14 protein-coding genes and 1 pseudogene are annotated in these 20,399 nt (G+C 30.4%); 8 read left to right on the top strand and 7 right to left on the bottom strand.

What is annotated here, in order from left to right:
* The 5 genes and pseudogenes from H527_RS24225 to H527_RS0117460 all read left to right on the top strand — a co-directional run.
* Positions 1 to 271 (top strand): annotated as a pseudogene (locus H527_RS24225) (hypothetical protein); the annotation flags it as partial.
* 41 nt (positions 272 to 312) lie between these two features.
* Complete coding sequence (locus H527_RS0117475) at positions 313 to 942, top strand: hypothetical protein (RefSeq protein ID WP_155837935.1); 630 nt, start codon at positions 313 to 315, stop codon at positions 940 to 942.
* Positions 943 to 1,008: 66 nt separating this feature from the next.
* Complete coding sequence (locus H527_RS0117470; RefSeq protein WP_035088734.1) at positions 1,009 to 1,404, top strand: hypothetical protein; 396 nt, start codon at positions 1,009 to 1,011, stop codon at positions 1,402 to 1,404.
* A gap of 72 nt (positions 1,405 to 1,476) precedes the next feature.
* On the top strand, positions 1,477 to 2,061 hold the full coding sequence (locus tag H527_RS0117465; protein ID WP_027413881.1) for a CHAP domain-containing protein: 585 nt from the start codon (positions 1,477 to 1,479) through the stop codon (positions 2,059 to 2,061).
* A 158-nt stretch (positions 2,062 to 2,219) separates the two neighbouring features.
* The gene (locus H527_RS0117460; RefSeq protein WP_035088731.1) at positions 2,220 to 3,308 is read left to right on the top strand and encodes a DUF6688 domain-containing protein; all 1,089 of its coding nucleotides are present in this window, start codon (positions 2,220 to 2,222) and stop codon (positions 3,306 to 3,308) included.
* Positions 3,309 to 3,482: 174 nt separating this feature from the next.
* Here the strand turns inward: H527_RS0117460 and H527_RS0117455 are convergent, their stop codons facing one another.
* Genes H527_RS0117455 through H527_RS0117440 form a run of 4 tightly spaced genes read right to left on the bottom strand, consistent with a single transcriptional unit; the run spans position 3,483 to position 9,474 of the window.
* Positions 3,483 to 4,835, bottom strand: a complete 1,353-nt coding sequence (locus H527_RS0117455) for a DUF3526 domain-containing protein (protein WP_027413879.1) — start codon at positions 4,833 to 4,835, stop codon at positions 3,483 to 3,485.
* Positions 4,832 to 6,274: an ABC transporter permease gene (locus tag H527_RS0117450; RefSeq protein ID WP_027413878.1), complete on the bottom strand. Its 1,443-nt coding sequence runs from the start codon at positions 6,272 to 6,274 to the stop codon at positions 4,832 to 4,834. The genes H527_RS0117455 and H527_RS0117450 overlap by 4 nt, the downstream gene beginning before the upstream one ends.
* Before the next feature lie 11 nt (positions 6,275 to 6,285).
* Positions 6,286 to 8,742, bottom strand: coding sequence for a TonB-dependent receptor (locus H527_RS0117445; protein ID WP_027413877.1), 2,457 nt, complete (start codon positions 8,740 to 8,742; stop codon positions 6,286 to 6,288).
* Between the two features lie 36 nt (positions 8,743 to 8,778).
* Positions 8,779 to 9,474 carry an ABC transporter ATP-binding protein gene (locus tag H527_RS0117440; RefSeq protein WP_027413876.1) on the bottom strand — a complete coding sequence of 232 codons (696 nt, stop codon included), beginning with the start codon at positions 9,472 to 9,474 and terminating at the stop codon, positions 8,779 to 8,781.
* 1,031 nt (positions 9,475 to 10,505) lie between these two features.
* On the opposite strand from H527_RS0117440, the gene H527_RS0117430 reads away from it, so the two are divergent.
* Positions 10,506 to 11,717 (top strand): bifunctional alpha/beta hydrolase/OsmC family protein, encoded by a 1,212-nt coding sequence (locus tag H527_RS0117430; protein ID WP_027413874.1) that lies wholly within the window; start codon positions 10,506 to 10,508, stop codon positions 11,715 to 11,717.
* A 199-nt stretch (positions 11,718 to 11,916) separates the two neighbouring features.
* Here H527_RS0117430 and H527_RS23275 read toward each other — a convergent pair whose 3' ends face one another.
* The gene (locus H527_RS23275; RefSeq protein ID WP_081414637.1) at positions 11,917 to 14,139 is read right to left on the bottom strand and encodes an InlB B-repeat-containing protein; all 2,223 of its coding nucleotides are present in this window, start codon (positions 14,137 to 14,139) and stop codon (positions 11,917 to 11,919) included.
* Between the two features lie 323 nt (positions 14,140 to 14,462).
* Entirely contained in the window at positions 14,463 to 17,690 is a 3,228-nt protein-coding gene (locus H527_RS23270; protein WP_051316854.1) for a M36 family metallopeptidase, read from the bottom strand.
* Positions 17,691 to 18,185: 495 nt separating this feature from the next.
* On the opposite strand from H527_RS23270, the gene H527_RS0117415 reads away from it, so the two are divergent.
* Positions 18,186 to 18,767 carry a superoxide dismutase family protein gene (locus tag H527_RS0117415; protein ID WP_027413873.1) on the top strand — a complete coding sequence of 194 codons (582 nt, stop codon included), beginning with the start codon at positions 18,186 to 18,188 and terminating at the stop codon, positions 18,765 to 18,767.
* Positions 18,768 to 18,940: 173 nt separating this feature from the next.
* Here H527_RS0117415 and H527_RS0117410 read toward each other — a convergent pair whose 3' ends face one another.
* A complete protein-coding gene (locus tag H527_RS0117410) occupies positions 18,941 to 19,549 on the bottom strand; it encodes an alpha-ketoglutarate-dependent dioxygenase AlkB family protein (protein ID WP_027413872.1) in 609 nt (202 codons plus the stop codon).
* Between the two features lie 627 nt (positions 19,550 to 20,176).
* On the opposite strand from H527_RS0117410, the gene H527_RS0117405 reads away from it, so the two are divergent.
* On the top strand, positions 20,177 to 20,399 hold a 223-nt coding region (locus H527_RS0117405), incomplete at its 3' end, for a DUF4372 domain-containing protein (protein ID WP_027412257.1).

Genomic DNA, 20,399 nt, shown 5'->3' with positions numbered 1-20,399 from the left:
AAATGCTATAGGAAATCTAAAAGACACGCACCTTTCTGACTTTTTCAGAAGAGTAGCATATAGAAAAGGTAGGCACTCAGCAGTAAGTGCAACGGCTAGAAAACTAGCTGTTATCATTTGGAATATGATCACTAAAAAAGTACAATATAAACCACCAAAACAATATTTGTTCCTAGATCAAAAAAGAAAAATGGGACTCATCAAAAGAATTAAAAAACAAATCGATAAATTTGAATTAAAACCTGATGATTTAGGGTTTAAAACAATCTAAATATCAAAATAAAAAAGTGACGTTAGTCAGAATTTAAGAAAATGAAGGTAATTATAGTACATTTTTTAATAGTGTTAGTCTTCATGTCTTGCCAAAGAAATAAAAAAGAAAACCCTACTATTATAAAAAGAATTGAAAATGTGGAGAAAAATGTAGAACAAAAATTAGCCTCTTATTGCTTTTTTAAACTCGACGACAAATATTCGATAGAAGAAGACAACTTAATTATTAATACTTGGTTAAAAGAAAAATCTCAAGTATTACTAAAAAATGATTCTATTCCAAATATATTCAGTCAAAATGGCGGTGGTCCAAATGGTGCGCAATGGAATCCATCGACAGACTTATATATAGCGATTTTAACACATTATAAAGAATCAACTGAAATCCCAAAACTATATATAAACGAAAAATTATATAAAAAACAAGTCTATCCATTTAGTTCCCACTTAATCTGGTATGAAGTAAAACAAAGTTTTTGGGAACAAGAAGTTAAAGAAATCGACTCCTCTGATATCCAGAAAATGTATCCATCAGAGTTTTTGAATGGGATTAGCGCTGGAGAGTTTAATCCAGTTGCAGATTTAAAGTATGGTAAAATATTAAAATTTGAAATCTCTTATAAAAAAGAAAAATTGACAAAGTTTTTTCATGCAACATACGGTGAATAATCGTTTAACTAATACACTATTTACCTCTAAGCATTTTTACATCAACTTTTCTTTAATATATCAAGGATGAAAAAATTAATCTTTAAAAAAATATTCCTAATAGATGGAATTGGAGCAGTATTATCTGCCTTTTTATTAGGTGTAATTTTAGTGAGGTTTGAACACCATTTTGGAATGCCCATACCAACATTATATTTTCTATCTATTTTTCCCTGCCTTTTTGCTTTGTATGATCTTATCTGTTATCTATTGAGTTCTGAAAAGGGTACAGTTCTAATAAAAATTATTGCTTTTTTAAATATTGCATATTGTTTTATTTCTATCTCCTCTGTTTTTAAACACCATCAAAGTCTTACTTCTTTAGGCTTGATATATTTTATACTAGAACTTGCTATCATAATCCTCCTAATTACTATGGAATTAAAAATTGCTTTTAATACGAAGCTGGATACACAATTGTAAAAAGAAACTAATAATTGATACGATTTGGCATAGACTACTCTATAAAAACTATCTATATATAAACTAACTCATATGATAAAAAAAACAATACTAACTATATCTATCTTAACTCTCTCTTACCTATCCTACAAAGGACTTAAAAGAGTAAATTTTAACTCGAATTTTGAAATTGGACAACGAATAGATAGCTTAAATAATGTTATTGTATTCTATAATGGTGGAGTTGACAATGTAGTACAAAGAAATACAAAAGATGGATACAATCTTGGATATGAATACCAATGTGTAGAATTTGTGAAGCGATATTATTTTGAGTATTACAACCATAAAATGCCCGATAGCTATGGACATGCTAAAAGTTTTTTTAACAAAAACATAGCAGATGGAGAAATAAATAAAAAAAGAAATTTAATACAATTTAGCAACCCTAGTATATCTAAACCAAAAGAGAGTGACTTAATAGTAATGAGCAGTACCATATTTAATAGCTATGGACACGTTGCTATAGTATCAAAAGTAACAACTAATACTATAGAGATTATTCAACAAAATCCAGGTCCATATTCTTCTTCTAGAGAAACTTTTGAATTGACGAAAACTACAAATCAAAAATGGAAAATAAACAATGAAAGAATATTGGGGTGGTTAAGAAAGTAAAACACAAATTATACAGAACACATATATCTTGAATAACGTGAACTCTGTGTCTTTATATTTTTATACTTTTATTCATAAATAGACCTTATTTGAGATATGTTTCTAAAAACAAATATTGCTTAGCAAACTAACCTCATAAAATTAAAAATAGTACAAATATGTTTGCAGGAATAGTGTTACTTATTTTTCTAATTACCATTATATGCGTCTTGGTTATAATTTTTAAAAAAGTAAAGAAATCTATTTCTACCATAGAAATCATTCTATCCGTTATCTATATATTATCCTTATTTCTTTTCCTGTTTGGATTAATAATACATAGTGCTCCTTTTTATATAGCGATTGACCCCGTAGATCTTGAATGTTATAGCCCGTTTTCAAACAAACACTACCCTACCCTTTTGTTATATGGAATTCTTTTTAATATTTCGAGCTTCTTGATTTGGCAAAAAGGACGAAAATTACCTCCTTTGACACTAGTTCTCTCTTTAATATTTTTATGTATTGGGTCATTTATAAATTTTGCTATTCTTTTTCAAATTACTGGTCACAATACCGAAAGTCTTGATATCTACAAAGGGAACGATGGGATTCTTTTCTTTATTCTAGCTCCAATTGTTAGTTTACTTATAAGTATTTTACTTATTACTAAAATAATAATGGAAGAAAAAACAGAATCCCAAAATCGAACATATCAGAATTCTGTTTTAAATTATTGTAACACCTTCTTAGCGAAAAAAATGGATGAAACAGTATGGGCTTTAATTTTACTATTTCCAGTTTTTTTGTTAATAACGATTATCCTTACTTTATTTGGACAAGAAACAGACTCTATTATAAAAGTATTTACAGATACAACAACCTGGACTTTTTCGCAAAAATCTCACCCTCCTATTCTTGATCATAAAGGGCACTACCTATGTACCGTTGCTGCAAAAGGAAATCCAAAAATAGTAAAACCTGTACGATTAGGAAAAAGACACGGAAAGAATATAATAGTAAACAGACAGTTACAAATAGCGAATGCCTTTGAAGAAATGATACAAGATTTTTCTCCTAAAATGCATCATTTAATCCGAACGAATTATGATAATTATGGGTATAATTTATCCAAAAATATTAATACCGAAATAGGCTCAAACATTACATATTTTGTAATGAAACCGCTAGAATGGTTTTTTCTTATTTGTCTATATTCTTTTTGTAATACTCCTGAACAAAAGATAACTAAACAATATAAAGTATAAAAAATATTATTTTTTGTAGTTCTTAGAAATCATTTTTAGATATACTAGATATGTGTGTTAATATTATACTCTTCCTAAAATGCGAAAGACTAAAACAAAAATCTAAAGCCTTACGTATGGTTAGGAAGAGTATTTCTAATCTCTTAAATTAAAATAATTTATTATTCTTAGGTTTTATACTAATCCTTTGTTTTTATTAAAATTGAACCACCCAAAAACACCAAAGAACAATATAAACACCAGAAGAGGAACATATAACCCCATAGAATTGGAGAACTTTTCGTCTGAAAAGTTTTCTATTTGAAAAGCTTTCCAATTTTCGGATTCTACAGATTCTGATTTAAATATCTTTGGATAAAAATAAAGCCTGTTTTTTTCATGAAACTTATTTGTTGCTTCTAAAAAGTTGAGTTGGTTTTTTAAACCTGATTTTGCGATTTCATTAAGTTGTATCTGCATATGCAAAGTAGGTATAAACCTGGCTATATTACTACTAACCATAGTACGCTGTTCTAATTTTTCTTGTAACTCTTTTGCATATTGAGCCGACTCATCGTCCCCCATTTGTTGCATTGCATAATACCAGAGCCAATTAAAACCGTTTTCAGGCTTAGGGAAATTTTTAAACTGTGGATAATGAGCAAAGAATTTATCCATCGTAGTTTTTTTGTCCATATCCCACTTTTCATGATAGCCTTTTCGTTGTTGTAAAGTAGTTTCTAGAGCTTCTGGAACAGGATATGTACTAACTAAGTAATTATTAACTGTAGCTGGTAAAATAATAATTAGAAAAATCCATATAGAAAACAAGATCACCGCATTAAAGTTAGAGTTTTTATGCAGTGAAGCAACTCCAAAACAAATCCCAAACCACACCAATATGTACCCTATAGACATACCCATAAATCCCCAAAAAGAAGCATTTATAGGAATATTCAAAATAGGTATTGCTAAAAAAAATATTAATAAAAAAACTCCTAAAATGGATAAAAACCTAACCAAAAATAATTGAAGAATAATCTTAAATGATGTTTTACTCTGTACAGATACTATTCGCCAAGTTCCAGATTCTTTTTCTTCTGAAATAATATTAAAAGTAAAAGCTATAATTACAAGCGGAAAAAGAAAAATTAATACAAAACTAAAATCAAGATTACCGAGTAATAAATTATACGGATTATTAAGTTCTGTATCATACTTTTGCCCCTCTAACCCTAAAATAGAAACGCTTTTTATAGAAGCATTTACATCTCTCTGACCTATAGATAAACCTGTGATTTCTGGAGTTTTATTTACTAATGAAAATTTTAAATAATATAACAAAAGACCAATATCATCTTTATGAAACTCTACATTTCTGGAGATCTGTTCCTTTTGATATACATCCGTTTCTATTATATTTTGCTTTTGTTTTTCAAGAAACTGTTTTCCTATAAAAAGACTAATAATACCAGTTAAAAGAAGAAATAACAAACCTATTTTTACACTGTTAGATCGTATAAAATTATGAAATACTAAACGTGTCATATTGCTTTAAGGGTTTTAGAAAGTTTATTACTAAAAAAGACCAAAAGAACTATCCAAAAAGCAAAAGCAAAAAAGGATATTAATTCGTTTTTAAAAACCAATGAAATATTTGAAGGTTTATACTCAAACTCTTCAACTTCTTCCCAATGTTTTTTATCTAGAATATGTTTTTTACCAGAAGATCCTTCTGCATCGTTACTAATATATTTCATCTGTAGCTCGTTCATTTCTTGAGCCAAATGGTACCGATACTTTTCTGCTTGCTTTTGAAAATCTGTAAAAGAGGCAAAATCTGTACTGGAAAGTGCCATGGATATATTTTTTATTGCCATAAATGGATTGACAAAAGCCATTGCTTTAGAAAAACTATTTTGTTTTTCGTAGATGTTTAATAATTGATCATAATGTTGATTATAAATATTGGCACTTATTTTTTCGCCTTCTCGCATCTGATATCCACTATAATTAAAAGGTAATTTTTTTAAAGAATCTACTTTATACACTGCTAATAAAGAGTCTTTTAATTTTTTATAATAAGGATCATTAGGATTATGACTATCTCCAAATTGCAAAACATCTTTATGTATTGCCGATGTAAATTTAGCTTTACTAGGTGTTTCATAAATACTTGATCCTAATGCTTGTGAAGCTCTTGGTAAGATAATAGTAAAAAAAAGCCATATCCCAATTAAAGATGTTAATGCTGTTTTTGAAGTTTTACTTACTGCCGAAATTAATACTGCAACAACACAAAATATCCCTAGATAAATAAAGTAAAAAACGATTATCAAAAATAATCTGAAAATTTCATCTTTTGAAAAATCACTTTCCTGAAGTATGAAACAAAGACCAATCATAGTAAGAACAATGGGTACAAAAAGTGTCATTACAACGGCTATAATTCCTAAACTTTTTCCCAAAATTAGAGATCTCCAGGTCAACCCTTGACTTAATAAGATTTTTAATGTACCATTTTGTCTTTCGGTTGCAATAGCTCCAAATCCTATAAAAAATATTAATAGAGGTAGTAAAACTTGCAAAATCATAGCAATACTAATTTCTCCAAAACGTAGCATTCCTGTAGAAAAACTAGCTTCAGAAAAGTTTACTGTGTTTTGTTTATGAGCTTCTAAAAAGATCATACTTCCAAAAAAGCTTTCCATTCCAAAATCAAAAACACTTAATGGTGCTTTTGGTCTAAAGGCAAAATGCCCATAATGTGCCATTCTATGAGGATGTTTATCTGGATTGCTTAACCAATCTTTTCGCGCTTCTGCTTGGTATTTTGTTCTTATTTCATTCTGTGTTTTAAAATTAGACCAACCTGTATATGCTGCATATACCAATAACACCCCTATAAAAAGAGTTAGCAGAAATACTGCTTTATTCTTAAAAGCTGTTTTCCAAAAAAGTTTTGCTGTTAATATTTCGTAACTCATGTTTTGTTTTTTTAAAACTTATAACTTAATGTAAGTGTAGCATTTCTAGGTGCTCCTGGAAATAAACGCAAATAATTTTGTGCTCCTAACCAATATGTAGTGTTAAACACATTACCTATGTTCACTGCTACTTGCACCTTGCTTTTAACTGGGCTATAATATATAGCTGCATCAAAAACTGTAAATTCAGGTATTGTAAAAGAACGGTCATACCATGGTATTTTACTTCCTTGATATTGTACTCCAAAACCTACGCCTAAATCTCTTAGTATGGATACATTGCTAAAATTGTATCGAGTCCAGAGGTTTGCACTATTTTTTGGTGTATTTTCCTTTCTGGCATCTATTAAATCTGGATCTGCATCTGTAATAACTCTAGCATCAATATGGCTATAAGAGGCATTTATTTGCCAATTTGGTAATATATAACCTGCTATATCCAGTTCGAACCCTCTACTTCTATCTGCTCCACGTTGTATCAATAAGTCTGGTTGTAATGGATCATTAGCATTCATTAAAATATTATTCTGATTAATCTCATACACAGCCATATTTACTGCTATCTTTTTATTAAACAAATCTGCTTTGACACCTACTTCTTTTAGATCCGAAATCAAAGGTCTAAACTGTGCCGCAGAATCATCTGTCCAAAAAAAGCTATCTGTACTTGGCATTAATGTTACCGTATTTGACTGAGGTTGAAAACCTTCTAAATAAGTCCCATATACATTTATATTTTTATTTACCGCGTATGTTACCCCTATTCTTGGAATTAGTCTTTCGTTTTTAAAGGAAGCTTCATTACTTGTTTCATGATTTGTTATATCTTCAAACCACTCATTTCTTAAACTTAGCAATACTGAAAACCTGCGCCATTGTAACTGTTCTTGTATATAAACAGCGTGATTTGTTGTTAAAGCAGAAGGTATATCTATTCGAGAATTAAAAGTATAATTATGAATATTCGGGATAGTATAAGTAGGGTTGGACAAATTAAAATGATCTACATTTGGTTTTGGTAATATTCTATCTCCCAAAGTAATCGTTTGATAATCCCCTGCATTTTCTAACACAAATGCATTTGCTGTACCACCATCTTTTAACAAAAATCCTTTTGCAGAGTTTTGAGCACCTCCTCTAAGTTTTTTCCAATAATGAAGATCATATCCTACTAATAGTTTATGATTTATTTTTCCGGTTTTAAAATCAAAATTGAAATAACTGTTTAGATTATCTATATTCCAATATTGCTTTCGTTGCACAAACCTCATTGCTGCCATATCAGTAACAGGCTTATTTTCTATATCTACGGCAAAGGCACTAATGGTTCGGTGTTCTTGTAAATCTTCGTTCCAGCTTTGTTTCATATAAGCTGTATTAAAAGTAATATTAGAACTAAACTTATGGGATATATTAGTCATAACGATTAATTCTTTTGATTTAAAAAAATCGTTAATTGCCCCTAAGTTTAAGCTGGTCGGTGTGCTATTTAAATCTGTTTGCCCAGCAACAGCTCCAAAAATAGGTTGTCCTCTATCTAAATTACCGTTTACATTATTAAAAATCAATTCTGCATTGATTGCAGTTTTATCATTTGGCACATAACTAAATGATGGTGATATTAATATAGATTTATTGCCTATCAAATCTCGATAGGAACGTGCTTCTTGATAAGCTCCATTTATCCTATACAACATTGTTTTTGACTCATTTAAAGGCCCAGTAAAATCTAGGCTTCCTCGCATAGTACTAAAACTACCCACACTTAAACTCACCTCTTTTTTATCTACTGCCAAAGGTTTTTTGGTAACCATATTTATACTTCCTCCTGGATCTACACTGGCAAAAGTAGAGCTTGCCGGACCTTTTAGAACCTCTACCCTTTCAATATTGGTAGTAAGTGGTTGTAAAAAATAGTACTGCCTTGTACGTAATCCATTAATAATTTGCCCCTCTTCATTTTGACTAATTCCTCTTATATTATATTGATTATAAAAACTTGAAGGTGTTACTCCACTTACAAGCTTTACTGCATCTGCTAATTGAATTGCTTGTCTGTCTGCTATCAACTCTTTTGTAACAGTACTAATAGCTTGAGGTAACTCTTTATTCTTTATAGCCATTTTGGTCGCTGAGAACGAATAGTCACTATTATAATCCTTAACAGCTCTACCAACTACTTCTACAGTTTGTAGTCCGGTAACTTCTGGTAAGAGAGCTATATTTAAAAAATAATTATTGGTTTTTATCTGGTAACTTTCGTAGCCAACAAAAGAAACCGAAATAGTTCCTGTACCCTCTAAAGCAAAATCTCCAGATGTATTTGTAATTGTACCTTTTTCGGTATTTAAAAGCTCTACAGAAGCTCCTGAAATTGGTTTTCCGCTATAGGCATCAATAACTTTTCCTGTGATAGTCTGTGCGTGTACATAACCAGTAAATAATAAAAATATTAATAAACGTATCATTTTTGATTGTTTAGATTTAAAAAAATGCTTACAAATTTATACTGTTTGTAAATACAGTTGTTCTAATTCATTAGCAGAAATATCTTTAGCTTCAATAACTGACATCAAATTTCCTTCTTTCATAATACCTATACGGTGCGCTACCTCTTTTGCTCTAAAAATATCATGAGTTGCCATTAAAATTGCTGTTCCATTTTTAGATAATTCACGTAATACATCTGAAAATTCATTAGATGCTTTTGGATCCAGTCCAGAGGTAGGCTCATCCAACAATAACACTTTAGCATTTTTGGCAATGGCAATAGCAATACCTACTTTTTGTCTCATTCCTTTAGAATATCCTTGAAGACGTTGGTTATGAGCAGCATCTTGTAATCCTGCTTTGCTTAAAAATTTACTTAATTCTTCTTTATTATATTTGAATCCTGCCAAAGAAGAAAAGAACTCTATGTTTTCGATTCCTGTAAGGTTTGGGTAAAGCATTACTGTTTCAGGAATATACGCGATATACTTCTTAGTCTCTGAGGCATTTTCTGTTACTGAAATACCATTTATACTAACAGTGCCGCTAGTAGGTTCTACAAAACCAAGAAATAAATTGATTGTTGTTGTTTTACCTGCTCCATTTTGACCTAATAAGGCAAATATTTCACCTTCATTAATCGTTAAATTAAGACGATCGAGAGCTGTTTGTTCTCCGTATTTTTTTGTAAGATTTTGTGCTTTTAACATAGTCTATATAGTGATTGAAATTTTTAAGTATACTTTTTTAAATTTTTATACGTAATTATTTATAAGTGAAACAGAAGAAAACAGATATCTCTTTAAGATATCCTAAAGCCTCTATTAAAGTCTTATAAAAACTTTAATATGGGTTTTGATCATTAGTTTACATCCTAAACTCTATAACCTTAATTACATTAAGAAAGTTTATGAGTATAGTTATCCGAACTATTTTTCTTTTCGAACTTAGAAAAATAAAAAGAGATCTTACCTACATTAAATTTATTATGATTTTAGAAATAAAAGATAATCGAAGTGTTTCTTAATTTAGTTTATAAAAATAGGTTACTATTTGCTAAAACCAGATATACAGATTAGTATTCCCTGTGATATATCAGGATTTTATACTATCAAAAAACAATTATCTTTTTATAAAATTGGTGGTGGTTTGTTGTGGGAGTAGTCTGAATAAAGTATTTTTTGATATGGGGCAACATAGCATATAAAATCATTCTTGATTGAAAAATCCAAAGGGGTTTCTAAAGAATAATTAGGTTGTGAGATGTTTAGATCTAAAGGTGTACCACTATTTGTATTGCTAATTACTATACAATATTCACAATGATGAAAATCATTATCTGAAAAAAAATGAGAAAATGCATGCAAATTTACAACCCTTAGCAGAAGAAAACTTGCTAGGAAAAAGAGTGAAATAGAATATTTAAAATCTTTAAGCAACATACAAACATAACTATCTAAAAAAAAGCACTTAAAAAAGAAAAAGATACTAATAAATGTTCCTGTAATTTACTAGTTAAAACTAATATTACATTGCTTACAAAAAACCTCTTTAATAAAATTATGAGTCTTCTCCCTTCTTATTTTGGGCAAATGTATCAAAAAACACTCTTAAAAAAATATTTATTTTTATTAAAATTCATAGATGTTTTTTCTTAGTTTGTGTTAAATGTTTTTAAAAACTTTATCTTTAAAAGCAAGTTTCTTTCATACAAAACGACTCTTAAAATAAAACTTTTATTATGAGCCTATCCAAAGTTACTTTTACCAACCTCGAAGGACAGACATTATCTGGTCGTTTAGAGCTTCCTGCAGATCAACATCCTCATACTTTTGCTTTATTTGCGCATTGTTTTACTTGCAATAAAAATCTGGGAGCTATACGAAATATAAGTAGAGAGCTTACCTCTCAAGGGTTTGGGGTACTTAGGTTTGATTTTACAGGTTTGGGAGAAAGTGAGGGGGATTTTGAAGACACTAATTTTTCTGGTAATGTAGAGGATCTTATAGCTGCTTCAGATTTTTTAACTAGAGAATATATAGCTCCTTCCTTACTTATTGGTCATTCTCTTGGCGGAGCTGCATCTATTTTTGCTTCAGAAAAAATAGATTCTATAAAAGCTATTGCTACAATTGGTGCTCCTTCTAGCCCTAAGCATGTAGCACATTTATTAAAAAGTGGGTTAGAAGAAATTAAAACAAATGGAAAAGCAACCATTAATTTAAGTGGAAGAGATTTTACTATTAAAAAACAATTTTTAGAAGATCTGGAAACTAAATCATTACCAGACGTAGCTAAAAATCTTAATAAAGCACTTTTGGTAATGCACTCTCCCCAAGACACTACAGTAAGCATAAAAAATGCAGAAGAGATTTATCACGCTGCTAAACACCCTAAAAGCTTTGTTACTTTAGATGGTGCAGATCATTTATTAATGAAGAAAGAAGATTCTATATATGTTGGCAATGTAATTGCTGGGTGGTCATCCAGATACGTAAATATTCCTGAGGAGCCACTATTAAAAAGTAAGCATAATGTGGTTGCTAGTTTAGGAAATGAAGAAGGTTTTACTACGCTAATGAAGGTTGGCAAGCATTATTTAGTTGCAGACGAACCAGAAAATATAGGTGGTAAAGATTTTGGACCATCTCCACACCAATTTGTTTCTGCCGGATTATCTGCATGCACTGCTATGACTATAAAAATGTATGTTGCCAGAAAAGGATGGGACTTACAAAATATAGAGGTACATACTAGTTATAGTAAATCTATTCTTGCAAATTGTGAAGACTGTGAAGATCCAACAACAAAAATAGATACTTTTGAAAGGGAAATAAAACTTGAAGGAAACTTGGATGAAAAACAAATTACCCGAATTTTACAAATTGCAGATAAATGTCCTGTACATAAAACTTTGCATAGTAAAACACAAATCATCACAACTTTGTTATAATCTATCTTTATATGATATAAGAGGATTAATCACATTCATCTTGTAATACGATTTACGAATAAAAATCTCGCATATAATCGCATTCTTTTACTTAAACTAATATTATATTTCATCTTTTTTATAATAAAGACCGCTAATTTTAAATAAAATTAGCGGTCTTAAAACAATTTATATTAGTACAAACTATATTTAGTTTATTCTATTCTTTAATTATTCTTTGTGTTTTAATTACGTTACCCTCATTATCTTTTATCGAAAGCATATATATTCCTGAATATTTAACTATAGGATCTAAAGTAATATTTGTGTTTCTAGATTCAAGAAAAATATTTTTTTCATAAATCACATTACCTTTTAAATCATACACGAATATCATATATTTAGCATTGGATTTTGGTAGAGAAGTTATAATATTAATCTGGTCTTTAAATGGATTAGGATATACCTGAAAAGATTTTCCATCTTTTTCATTTATAACAGTACTATTTTTGCTACCACAATTACCTGTTCCTGTCCAAGCTAACTCCCAATACATACCTGTTCCAGGAGCATATGCCCAAGCAGCAGAAGAAGAACACCATCCTGGTACTTTACAACTAAATTTTTGGTTTTCATTTTTAACCTCTTCATTTAATTGATAAGAAGTACCTGCTACGTATTGTGAAATACCGTTACAATTACCACCTCCAATAACTTCTTTAAATGTAGCAGTAATATTTTTATTAGAATTCATCACTATTGATGTTGTACTTGTTGTTCCTGATAATGCACCACTCCATCTATCAAACTCCCATCCAGATGCTGGAGTTGCAGTAATAGTAACTGTACTTCCTGCGTCATAAGTTCCTGATCCACTTGCAAGACCTTGACCTATAATATTTATACTTAAAGTATAACGCGTATTAGATCCATCTAATGTAGTTATACTTTCTGTATTACTAAATCCTGAAATATTTCCAGCTGCATCCTTAGCCTTTATTCTAAAAGAATAGTTGGTATTAGCAGATAATCCATTTACTGTATATCCAGTAGATGTAGTAGTCGATACTAAAGTATTGTTTTGATATACTTCATATCCTGAAACAGCTACATTATCTGTAGAAGCATTCCAGTTTAAAGAAACTGAGCTTGCCGTTATATTAGATGATGCTAAATTTGTTGGAACAGATGGTGCTTGGTTATCTACTACACTGGTATTCTTTATAGTAACAACACTTCCGTTAGATGGACTCCAGATATTTAAATTAGAAGGTGTTTGAAAAACATTACTATTAGAAACCTCTCCTACTTGTGATGCATTATCTACTTTTATAGTTCTTGCTTCTATTTTATTAGCATCTACAAAAATCCATTTAAATTGATTAAACACTCCAGAATTACGAGTCCAGGTTTTATTATCATTATTAGATCTTAGAGGAGCTCCCCAACATCCTTCTCCTGCATATACAGTACCATTTTGATCATCTCTTATAAATCCTTCATCATTTCCTGATCCTGTAGAAGGTCTTACGGGCCATGTTGTTTTTACCGTATGAGCATCACACTCTATTACCAATTTCACACCTTCATCATAAAAAAGTCTTGCCCAGCTACTATACTGGCTATTACCTTCTCTTTTACCTGAAACATGAGGTCGCATTGGTTTGTGGTACTGTGCCATTTTCCAAATAACATTAGTACCGTTTCCACTTAAATCATTTTTTAACCACGTAGTTTGTGAACCAGAAATAGACATTTCTGTATTAAGAGTATAGGCTCTTACTAAGTTTTTTCCAAAAGTTATTGCATAATACACATTAGATGACGGTACATCAAAAAGATTATAAATACTATTATTACTACCTTCATGATTTCCTCTAGCGGCAACAATAGGGAACATTCTATTATCTCTTGCTATGGTTAATTGCCAATCATTAAACCAATCTATCCATTCTCCATTACTATCTCTATTGGTCATATCACCGCCAAATAAAACAGCATGTGGTTTTAATTTTGCAACTAAACTATTTGCATTTTTTCTTGGAGTACGGTTATTACGAGAATCTCCTCCTGCAATAAAAGATAATCTACTGTTATCTGCTGGAGCTGTTTTAAACCAATATCTTTGACTTGTACCTTGACTATCTCTAATTACAAAATAGTATGCAGTATTTGGTGTTAAGCCTGAAAGTCTTGCAAACGTATTGTTCATCCCTTTGTAAAAAATTGTTCTATCTGGTGTTTTTGAACTGGGATATTTACTATAATCTGTTCCATAATCTGTGGTTCCATAATGAACAACAGGGCTGTTACCTGAGGTTTGGTCCCATCCAACGACTATAGAAGTAGCAGGGTTATCTCTTAGTGTTAAACGATATTTACCGTTAGACGAGTACGAGTTAATTGCTAATAAGGACATTAGTAACAAAAGAATTCTTTTCATTGTGTGTGAATTTAAATAGTTAATATTAATCTTTAATTGTAATAAATCATATATAAATTTAGCGTAATAGATAATTAAGCTTGGTTCGAAAAGAAAATTTAATATAGAGTTAAATCTGATAACTAAAATTTTGAAAAAAAATAACAATCAAAAAAAACAGGTAACTATAAATAAGTCTTCGCTTCTACTAATGTAGGACGTAAAAAATAGGGTTACCCCCTAGTCTTTATTAAAAAACAAATAGAATTATTCTCAAAAAAAAAAGCCGTTCTAAAAGAACGGCCTTTTCCAGTTTTAACAATAAATTATTTATAATAAATCAACTATTCAATAATAAAGCGTTCTATTTTTTCTCCTTCAGAATTTTTAATCCTTAAAAGATACATTCCTGATTCTAAAGAATCTAAATTAATAAGACCGCTAGAATTAAGTTCTATTTGTTTAACGACTACTTGCCCTAAAACATTAATAACCGATACTGAAGTATTAGATAAGTTTTTACCCGAAATAGATACTTGAAGTAAATTTCCTTTTTTCAATGGGTTTGGAGTGATTCTTATATTGGATAAAACCCCTTCATCTTCATCTCCAAAAGTAGGTGTAACACTACCAAATCCAGCAGCTAATTCTGACGCTAATGCTCCTCCACAAGATCCTTCATAAACTTTCACATTAGAAAATACAGAAGTGTTTCCGCTACCAGCATCATTATCGTTAATGAATACTAAACGATCCATACTACCTGTATAGAAATTACCTACTGGAATAATATATTTCTTAGTTCCACTAGCATAATTATCATAATTAGTTACTCCATAATTCTGAGTTCCATGTACCTTAATACATCGTGTAGAAGTAAGTGTATTATCATTTTCAAAAGCTACTCCATGGATTTCTCCTTCAGAATTACTACTAAAATCAAATTCTATTACTGTATTTGATGTTACTGTATAATTAAGGCTAATATATTTCCATGTGTTATTTTGTAAAGATAATGCTGCTCCTGCACTTTGGATTGTAAAATCTCCAGCAGTATCCTGATTAGAGAAAGCTGTGATTGTATAATCATTAAAATTTAAAGCATCACATCCAGTAGGAGGGTTTGTTGTTCCATTTTGGATACCAACTGCATCTATAGCAATATCACTTTGCCAACCACTAGTGCCACTACCAGTTACTGCATTAAATCGTAATTGCACACTAGCTTTTCCTGCATAAGCTGACAGGTCTACATTTGCTGCATTCCATCCAGTACCTTGAGCTCCTGTTTTACTAAACACATTAGTCCAAGTACCTGTATTATCTATTCTTGCTTCTACAGTTAGCGAATTTATTGCACTACCAACCATATGATATTGGAATGTAAGGGTTGGCGATGTTAAAGTACTAAAGTTTAAACAAGGTGAATTTAAGATCGCTCGTTTGTTAGGAAATGCTGTTCCAGAAGCTTCTACATAAAGGTAAAAAGTACCATCTACTGCGCTACTTGGTCCTGTTCCTGAAGAAGGGGTAGTTCCTGAGTTTCTAGTCCAATCTAAATCATCTCCAGATGTTGTCTGCGCCCACTGTCCTAGATTAGTTTCAAAACTTTCTGCATAAGGGTATGAAGTTACATCTCCTGTACAGTTACCAGTTCCTGGTCCTGGATCGGTATCACAAGGGTTAACAAAAGATACTGTTTGATCTGTATTACTATTAGTCCCACCATTAGTATTTTCGTTAGCATCCCGTCCTACTCCTCTAGCTGCAAATGCTTTCCATATTAAACACTTATATTTTTCGTTATATAAATCTTTATCTGCCTGTAGAATTCCATCTCTACCAGATACAAATCCTGGGTTATTTGCGGTATTCTTTAATCCTTCTATAACCAATGCCATAGCAATATTATTACCTCCTGTACCGTTATAAAAATCAGCATCAAATCCTTCTTGATCTATCAAAGCCCAAGTCATATCCCAAAGGATAGTTGCAAAAGCATATCCTACCCCATGTGGTACACGAAGGGTATTTATATCTGCATAATCAGTATTATTAATAGATCTATTTGTAGAATATCTTGTAGGTCTAATTCCATCACCTGTAGTTGGTTGTCCTAATGCATAAGTACCAACTCCTCTTCCATCTGTTCCTACATCTCCTGCTTTCATTGTAAGGATTAACCCAAAAAAGTCAGACCAACCTTCGCCCATTTGTTCAGATCCACCTAAGGCATTTGTTCCAGGACCTCCTACTAATCTTGTTGAGATACCATGCCCATATTCGTGAGCTATAATTCCGCTATCAAAATCACCATCTCTATTCGGTGTAGTTCTATTCCAAAGAAACATTTGCATTCTTGGGTTACTCCCATCTGGCGGAGTACCAAAATTAGCATTATTTGTTCCACTACCATCTTGTGCATCTGCATTTACAGAATCGCTCCCTGCGCCTCCTTTGCCATAATTGTTTTCTTGAAAATTTCCACTAGCTTCATTAAATCCGTATTGATAGAAAACATCATGCATTATATTATTCCAATAAAACAAATTAGTTATTGCTGCATCTTGATATGTACTAGGTTGTTGGCTAAGATTTAATGGAAAATTAAAATCAAGACTTGATCCACCATTAGGAGAACTCCCAGTTCCATTATTTCCATTAGCATCTTCTTGTGCCCATACGTTATTACCTCTTGTATTAGTATATTCTGCTCCTGCGATTCCATTAGTATCATGCCATCCATAAGGAGAAGCATTAGCATTGGCTGGATTTGTCACTACAGAGCGATTACCATGTATTGGGCTTTCTACAGGCATAGCAAATACATTATATGAATCTGGTGCTAAAGTTGTTGTAGCTGTAGTTGTCACTAATTCTTTTGGTCCAAAAAGAACAGACTCGTGATTATGTGATTCTTCATGAGATCCAAATGCACATTCAGTTACCCAATTGTTTTCATGGATAATCTTATTTGTAGAAGCATCTACATAACTATCCCACCAATTATGTCCATTTTTTTCGTATAAGCTTACATTCCAACAAAGTACTAATTGATCGTTATGTAATTTATATACTTTTCTAACATTGATTGGTTCATTATCTCCTGTTATACCAGAATTTAAAAATTGTGAAATCTCATTTCCTCTAGATTTATTAACCGTTTTAGATAATCTCTGTGCTGAAGGCAAGTTGTGCGCTCTAATTACTGCATTTATGGCAGAAACTTCTGTTGTAGAAGATTTAGTAGTAATTGCTTTCGATTTTATCTCTTTTATAAACTGATTTATTTCATACGTAATTTTTCCATTATTTACAGTCAATTTATATGACCCATCTACAATAGGAATTCCGTTATATAATTGATTAACATATACATGTTTTATACCTTGTTTTAAAGAAGGTACCTCATCTGTGATTCTCCATTCGGAGAAATCGTTGACAGAAGATTTTGAAGTTTTGTCTTTAACAATATCGTTAAAATGGTTTCGAACCAGTGCTTCTGAGTTCTGTGCGACAATTGTTTGCCCTATTAAAAATAATAGAATAACAAACGAATAGATTTTTTTCATAAAAATAAGTTTTGAGTTTGTGATTCATAAAATTAACAAAAAGCAAAGAACATATAACCTAAATTAAAATAGTTAAACTACATGCTAATGAATTAATGTTTCTATAAAAAAAATATCTTACAACAGATTTTCTTTTTTTTAAAACAAGAAAAACCGCTTATCCTTTATTTACACTAGTATTACAGAGATAAAAACACAACCCATAACCCACTGAATTACAAGAATTAAACAATCTAAATCCCTTTTTATGATTACGGTAAAAACGTTGAACTTTGTAATACTTTTATATAACTAACGTTAGTTATCTTATAAAAAAACATTAATTTGACTAACAATATCTTACAAATAGTAAACAAAAAAATCTTAATCAAGATTTTTTTGTTTACTATTTAATACCTTTTAATTTATTAAAAGGTATTTCTTATTTAAATTCTTTGTCATAAACTAAAACTACATTATATTACGTTTTACAAACGATATACAAATCATAAAATTATGAAAACGTTAAAATTAGTAGTTCTTACTTTTTTGTCTATAACCATGTTTGGCTGTAAAGGAGAGAAAAAAGAAACTACAAATCAGAAAAATGTAGAATCTACAATTAGAAAGAAAGAGAAGCAAGAAACAAAAACATTAGAATTTGCTCTAGAACCAAAAAGTGAAAGTAAAGTTTCTGGTAAAGTTACGTTTATCGAGTCTGAAGGAATGGTTAATATGATAGCCGAATTAACTGGTTTAAGCGAAGGGGAACATGCTATCCACATTCATGAAAAAGCAGATTGCACCTCTCCCGATGGAAAATCTACTGGAGGACATTGGAATCCAACTATGGAACCTCATGGGAAATGGGGAGCAAAAGAAGGGTATCATAAAGGAGATATAGGTAATTTTAAGGCGGATGCAAATGGTAATGGAGGTATCACTTTTGCTACCAATGAATGGTGTATTGGTTGTGATGATGATAAAAAAAATATTTTAGGTAAAGCTATTATTGTACATCAAGGTATCGATGATTTTACCTCTCAACCATCTGGAGCTGCTGGGAGTAGAATAAGCTGTGGTGGTATTATACAATAATTATTAATACGTTGACACAAAGCAACTATAAATTAATACATGATTGTCAGCCTGAGTTTGTTGAAGTTTCAACTAATTTTTTCAATAAGATCAGGCTGACAATCTATAAAGTTTTAATAATTCTATACACCTTTTTTATTATTAGAAATAAGTTTAATTAACACAAAACATGTTTAGCTAACAATAGTTCTAAAAGTTAAATTAATTCTAGGTTTTTTTACTTTTTTTGTAGGTGGTAATCTATGTAACCAATTAGTTTGAACCTCTCCTTTCATTACTAGTAAACTCCCATTCTCTAAAATCAGAGATATATTTTGCTTAGTTTCTTTATGCTTAAAAGCAAATTTTCGTTCTGCTCCAAAACTTAAAGACCCAATTGCTCCATTCTTTTTAAGATCTTTTTCTGCATCACTATGCCATGCCATACCTTCACTACCATCATGATATAAGTTAAGTAAACAAGAGTTAAAAGTTTCATTTGTTTTTTTTTCGATAATTTCTTTTAATTCCAATAACTCTAAGGTCCATGGTAGCGCATGTTTTGTAGTATTAGAATAAGTGTATTCAAATTGTTTTTCACCATACCACGCTACCTTACGTTTAGTTATAATACGTTTACCAAAAATTATTGCTTCATCATTTTTCCATTCTATATTCTTTAATAAATAATCATAGTAATTATTTGCTTGTTGTAACGTCATTAATTTACCGTAATAGTTTACTATTCCATCTTTAGGCAATAAGTTTTGTTCATAATCTATAGTCTGATTAAATAAGTCCATTTTTCTAATCTTGATATTTTTTATATATAATACCCAAAAGGGTTGATCTATTATTTTTTTGATTTTTTTTCTGAGAATAAAAATACATGATTTACATTGTAGAATTTGTAAGTTTTTCATTGCTTCCTACACAATTTTTTGTTGTTTTTTATTGACTCTGTATTTCCTTTTTACGTCTGCTATCATTTTCTAATTATTCACAAACTCCAAATTTATAATCATAATAATATCATTTGTTAATACACAACATCTATTTCTTTATTTTTTTGTACTTAGATAAAGAGAGGCTTGATATAATTTATAGATACTATTTATAGAACTGTATACTCATAAACACTTTTATTTTTATTATAAATATGATATTTTTATTTCTTTTTTAAAACATCTTTATAGCTTTATTTTAATAAGTTACATTCTTATGTTATTTTTAAACTTAATGATAACATTCGTTTAAAATTATGCGAAATACAAGATTATTATTTATTTAAAAAACTTAGAGTATATTTTTAACCTCTTATTTTTAAACCTATGTAAGTAATCAATAGCGTCCTAAACGTAAAAAAGAGAAAGGGAAATTTGTTCCTCAAAGTTACCTTTGTGGTGCAACACAAAAAACACCTTTCTCCGATGCTAAATATAACTTTGTTTTCTCAAATAATCAGTAAACTAGATAAATCAAGATTCAAAAAACTAGTTAATTCTCACCAAAGCGACAAACATCAAAAAGGTTTTACTAGCTGGTCTCACTTGGTTTCAATGTTATTTTGTCAATTTGCTAATAGCCAATCTGTACGTGATATAAGTAATGGTCTTCGTTCTGCAACGGGTAATCTGAATCATTTAGGGATGC

The sequence above is a fragment of the Aquimarina muelleri DSM 19832 genome, assembly GCF_000430665.1.
Classification (GTDB): domain Bacteria; phylum Bacteroidota; class Bacteroidia; order Flavobacteriales; family Flavobacteriaceae; genus Aquimarina; species Aquimarina muelleri.
The sequence above is the reverse complement of the archived record's forward strand: the minus strand, read 5'-3'. Positions and strand labels throughout refer to the sequence as shown.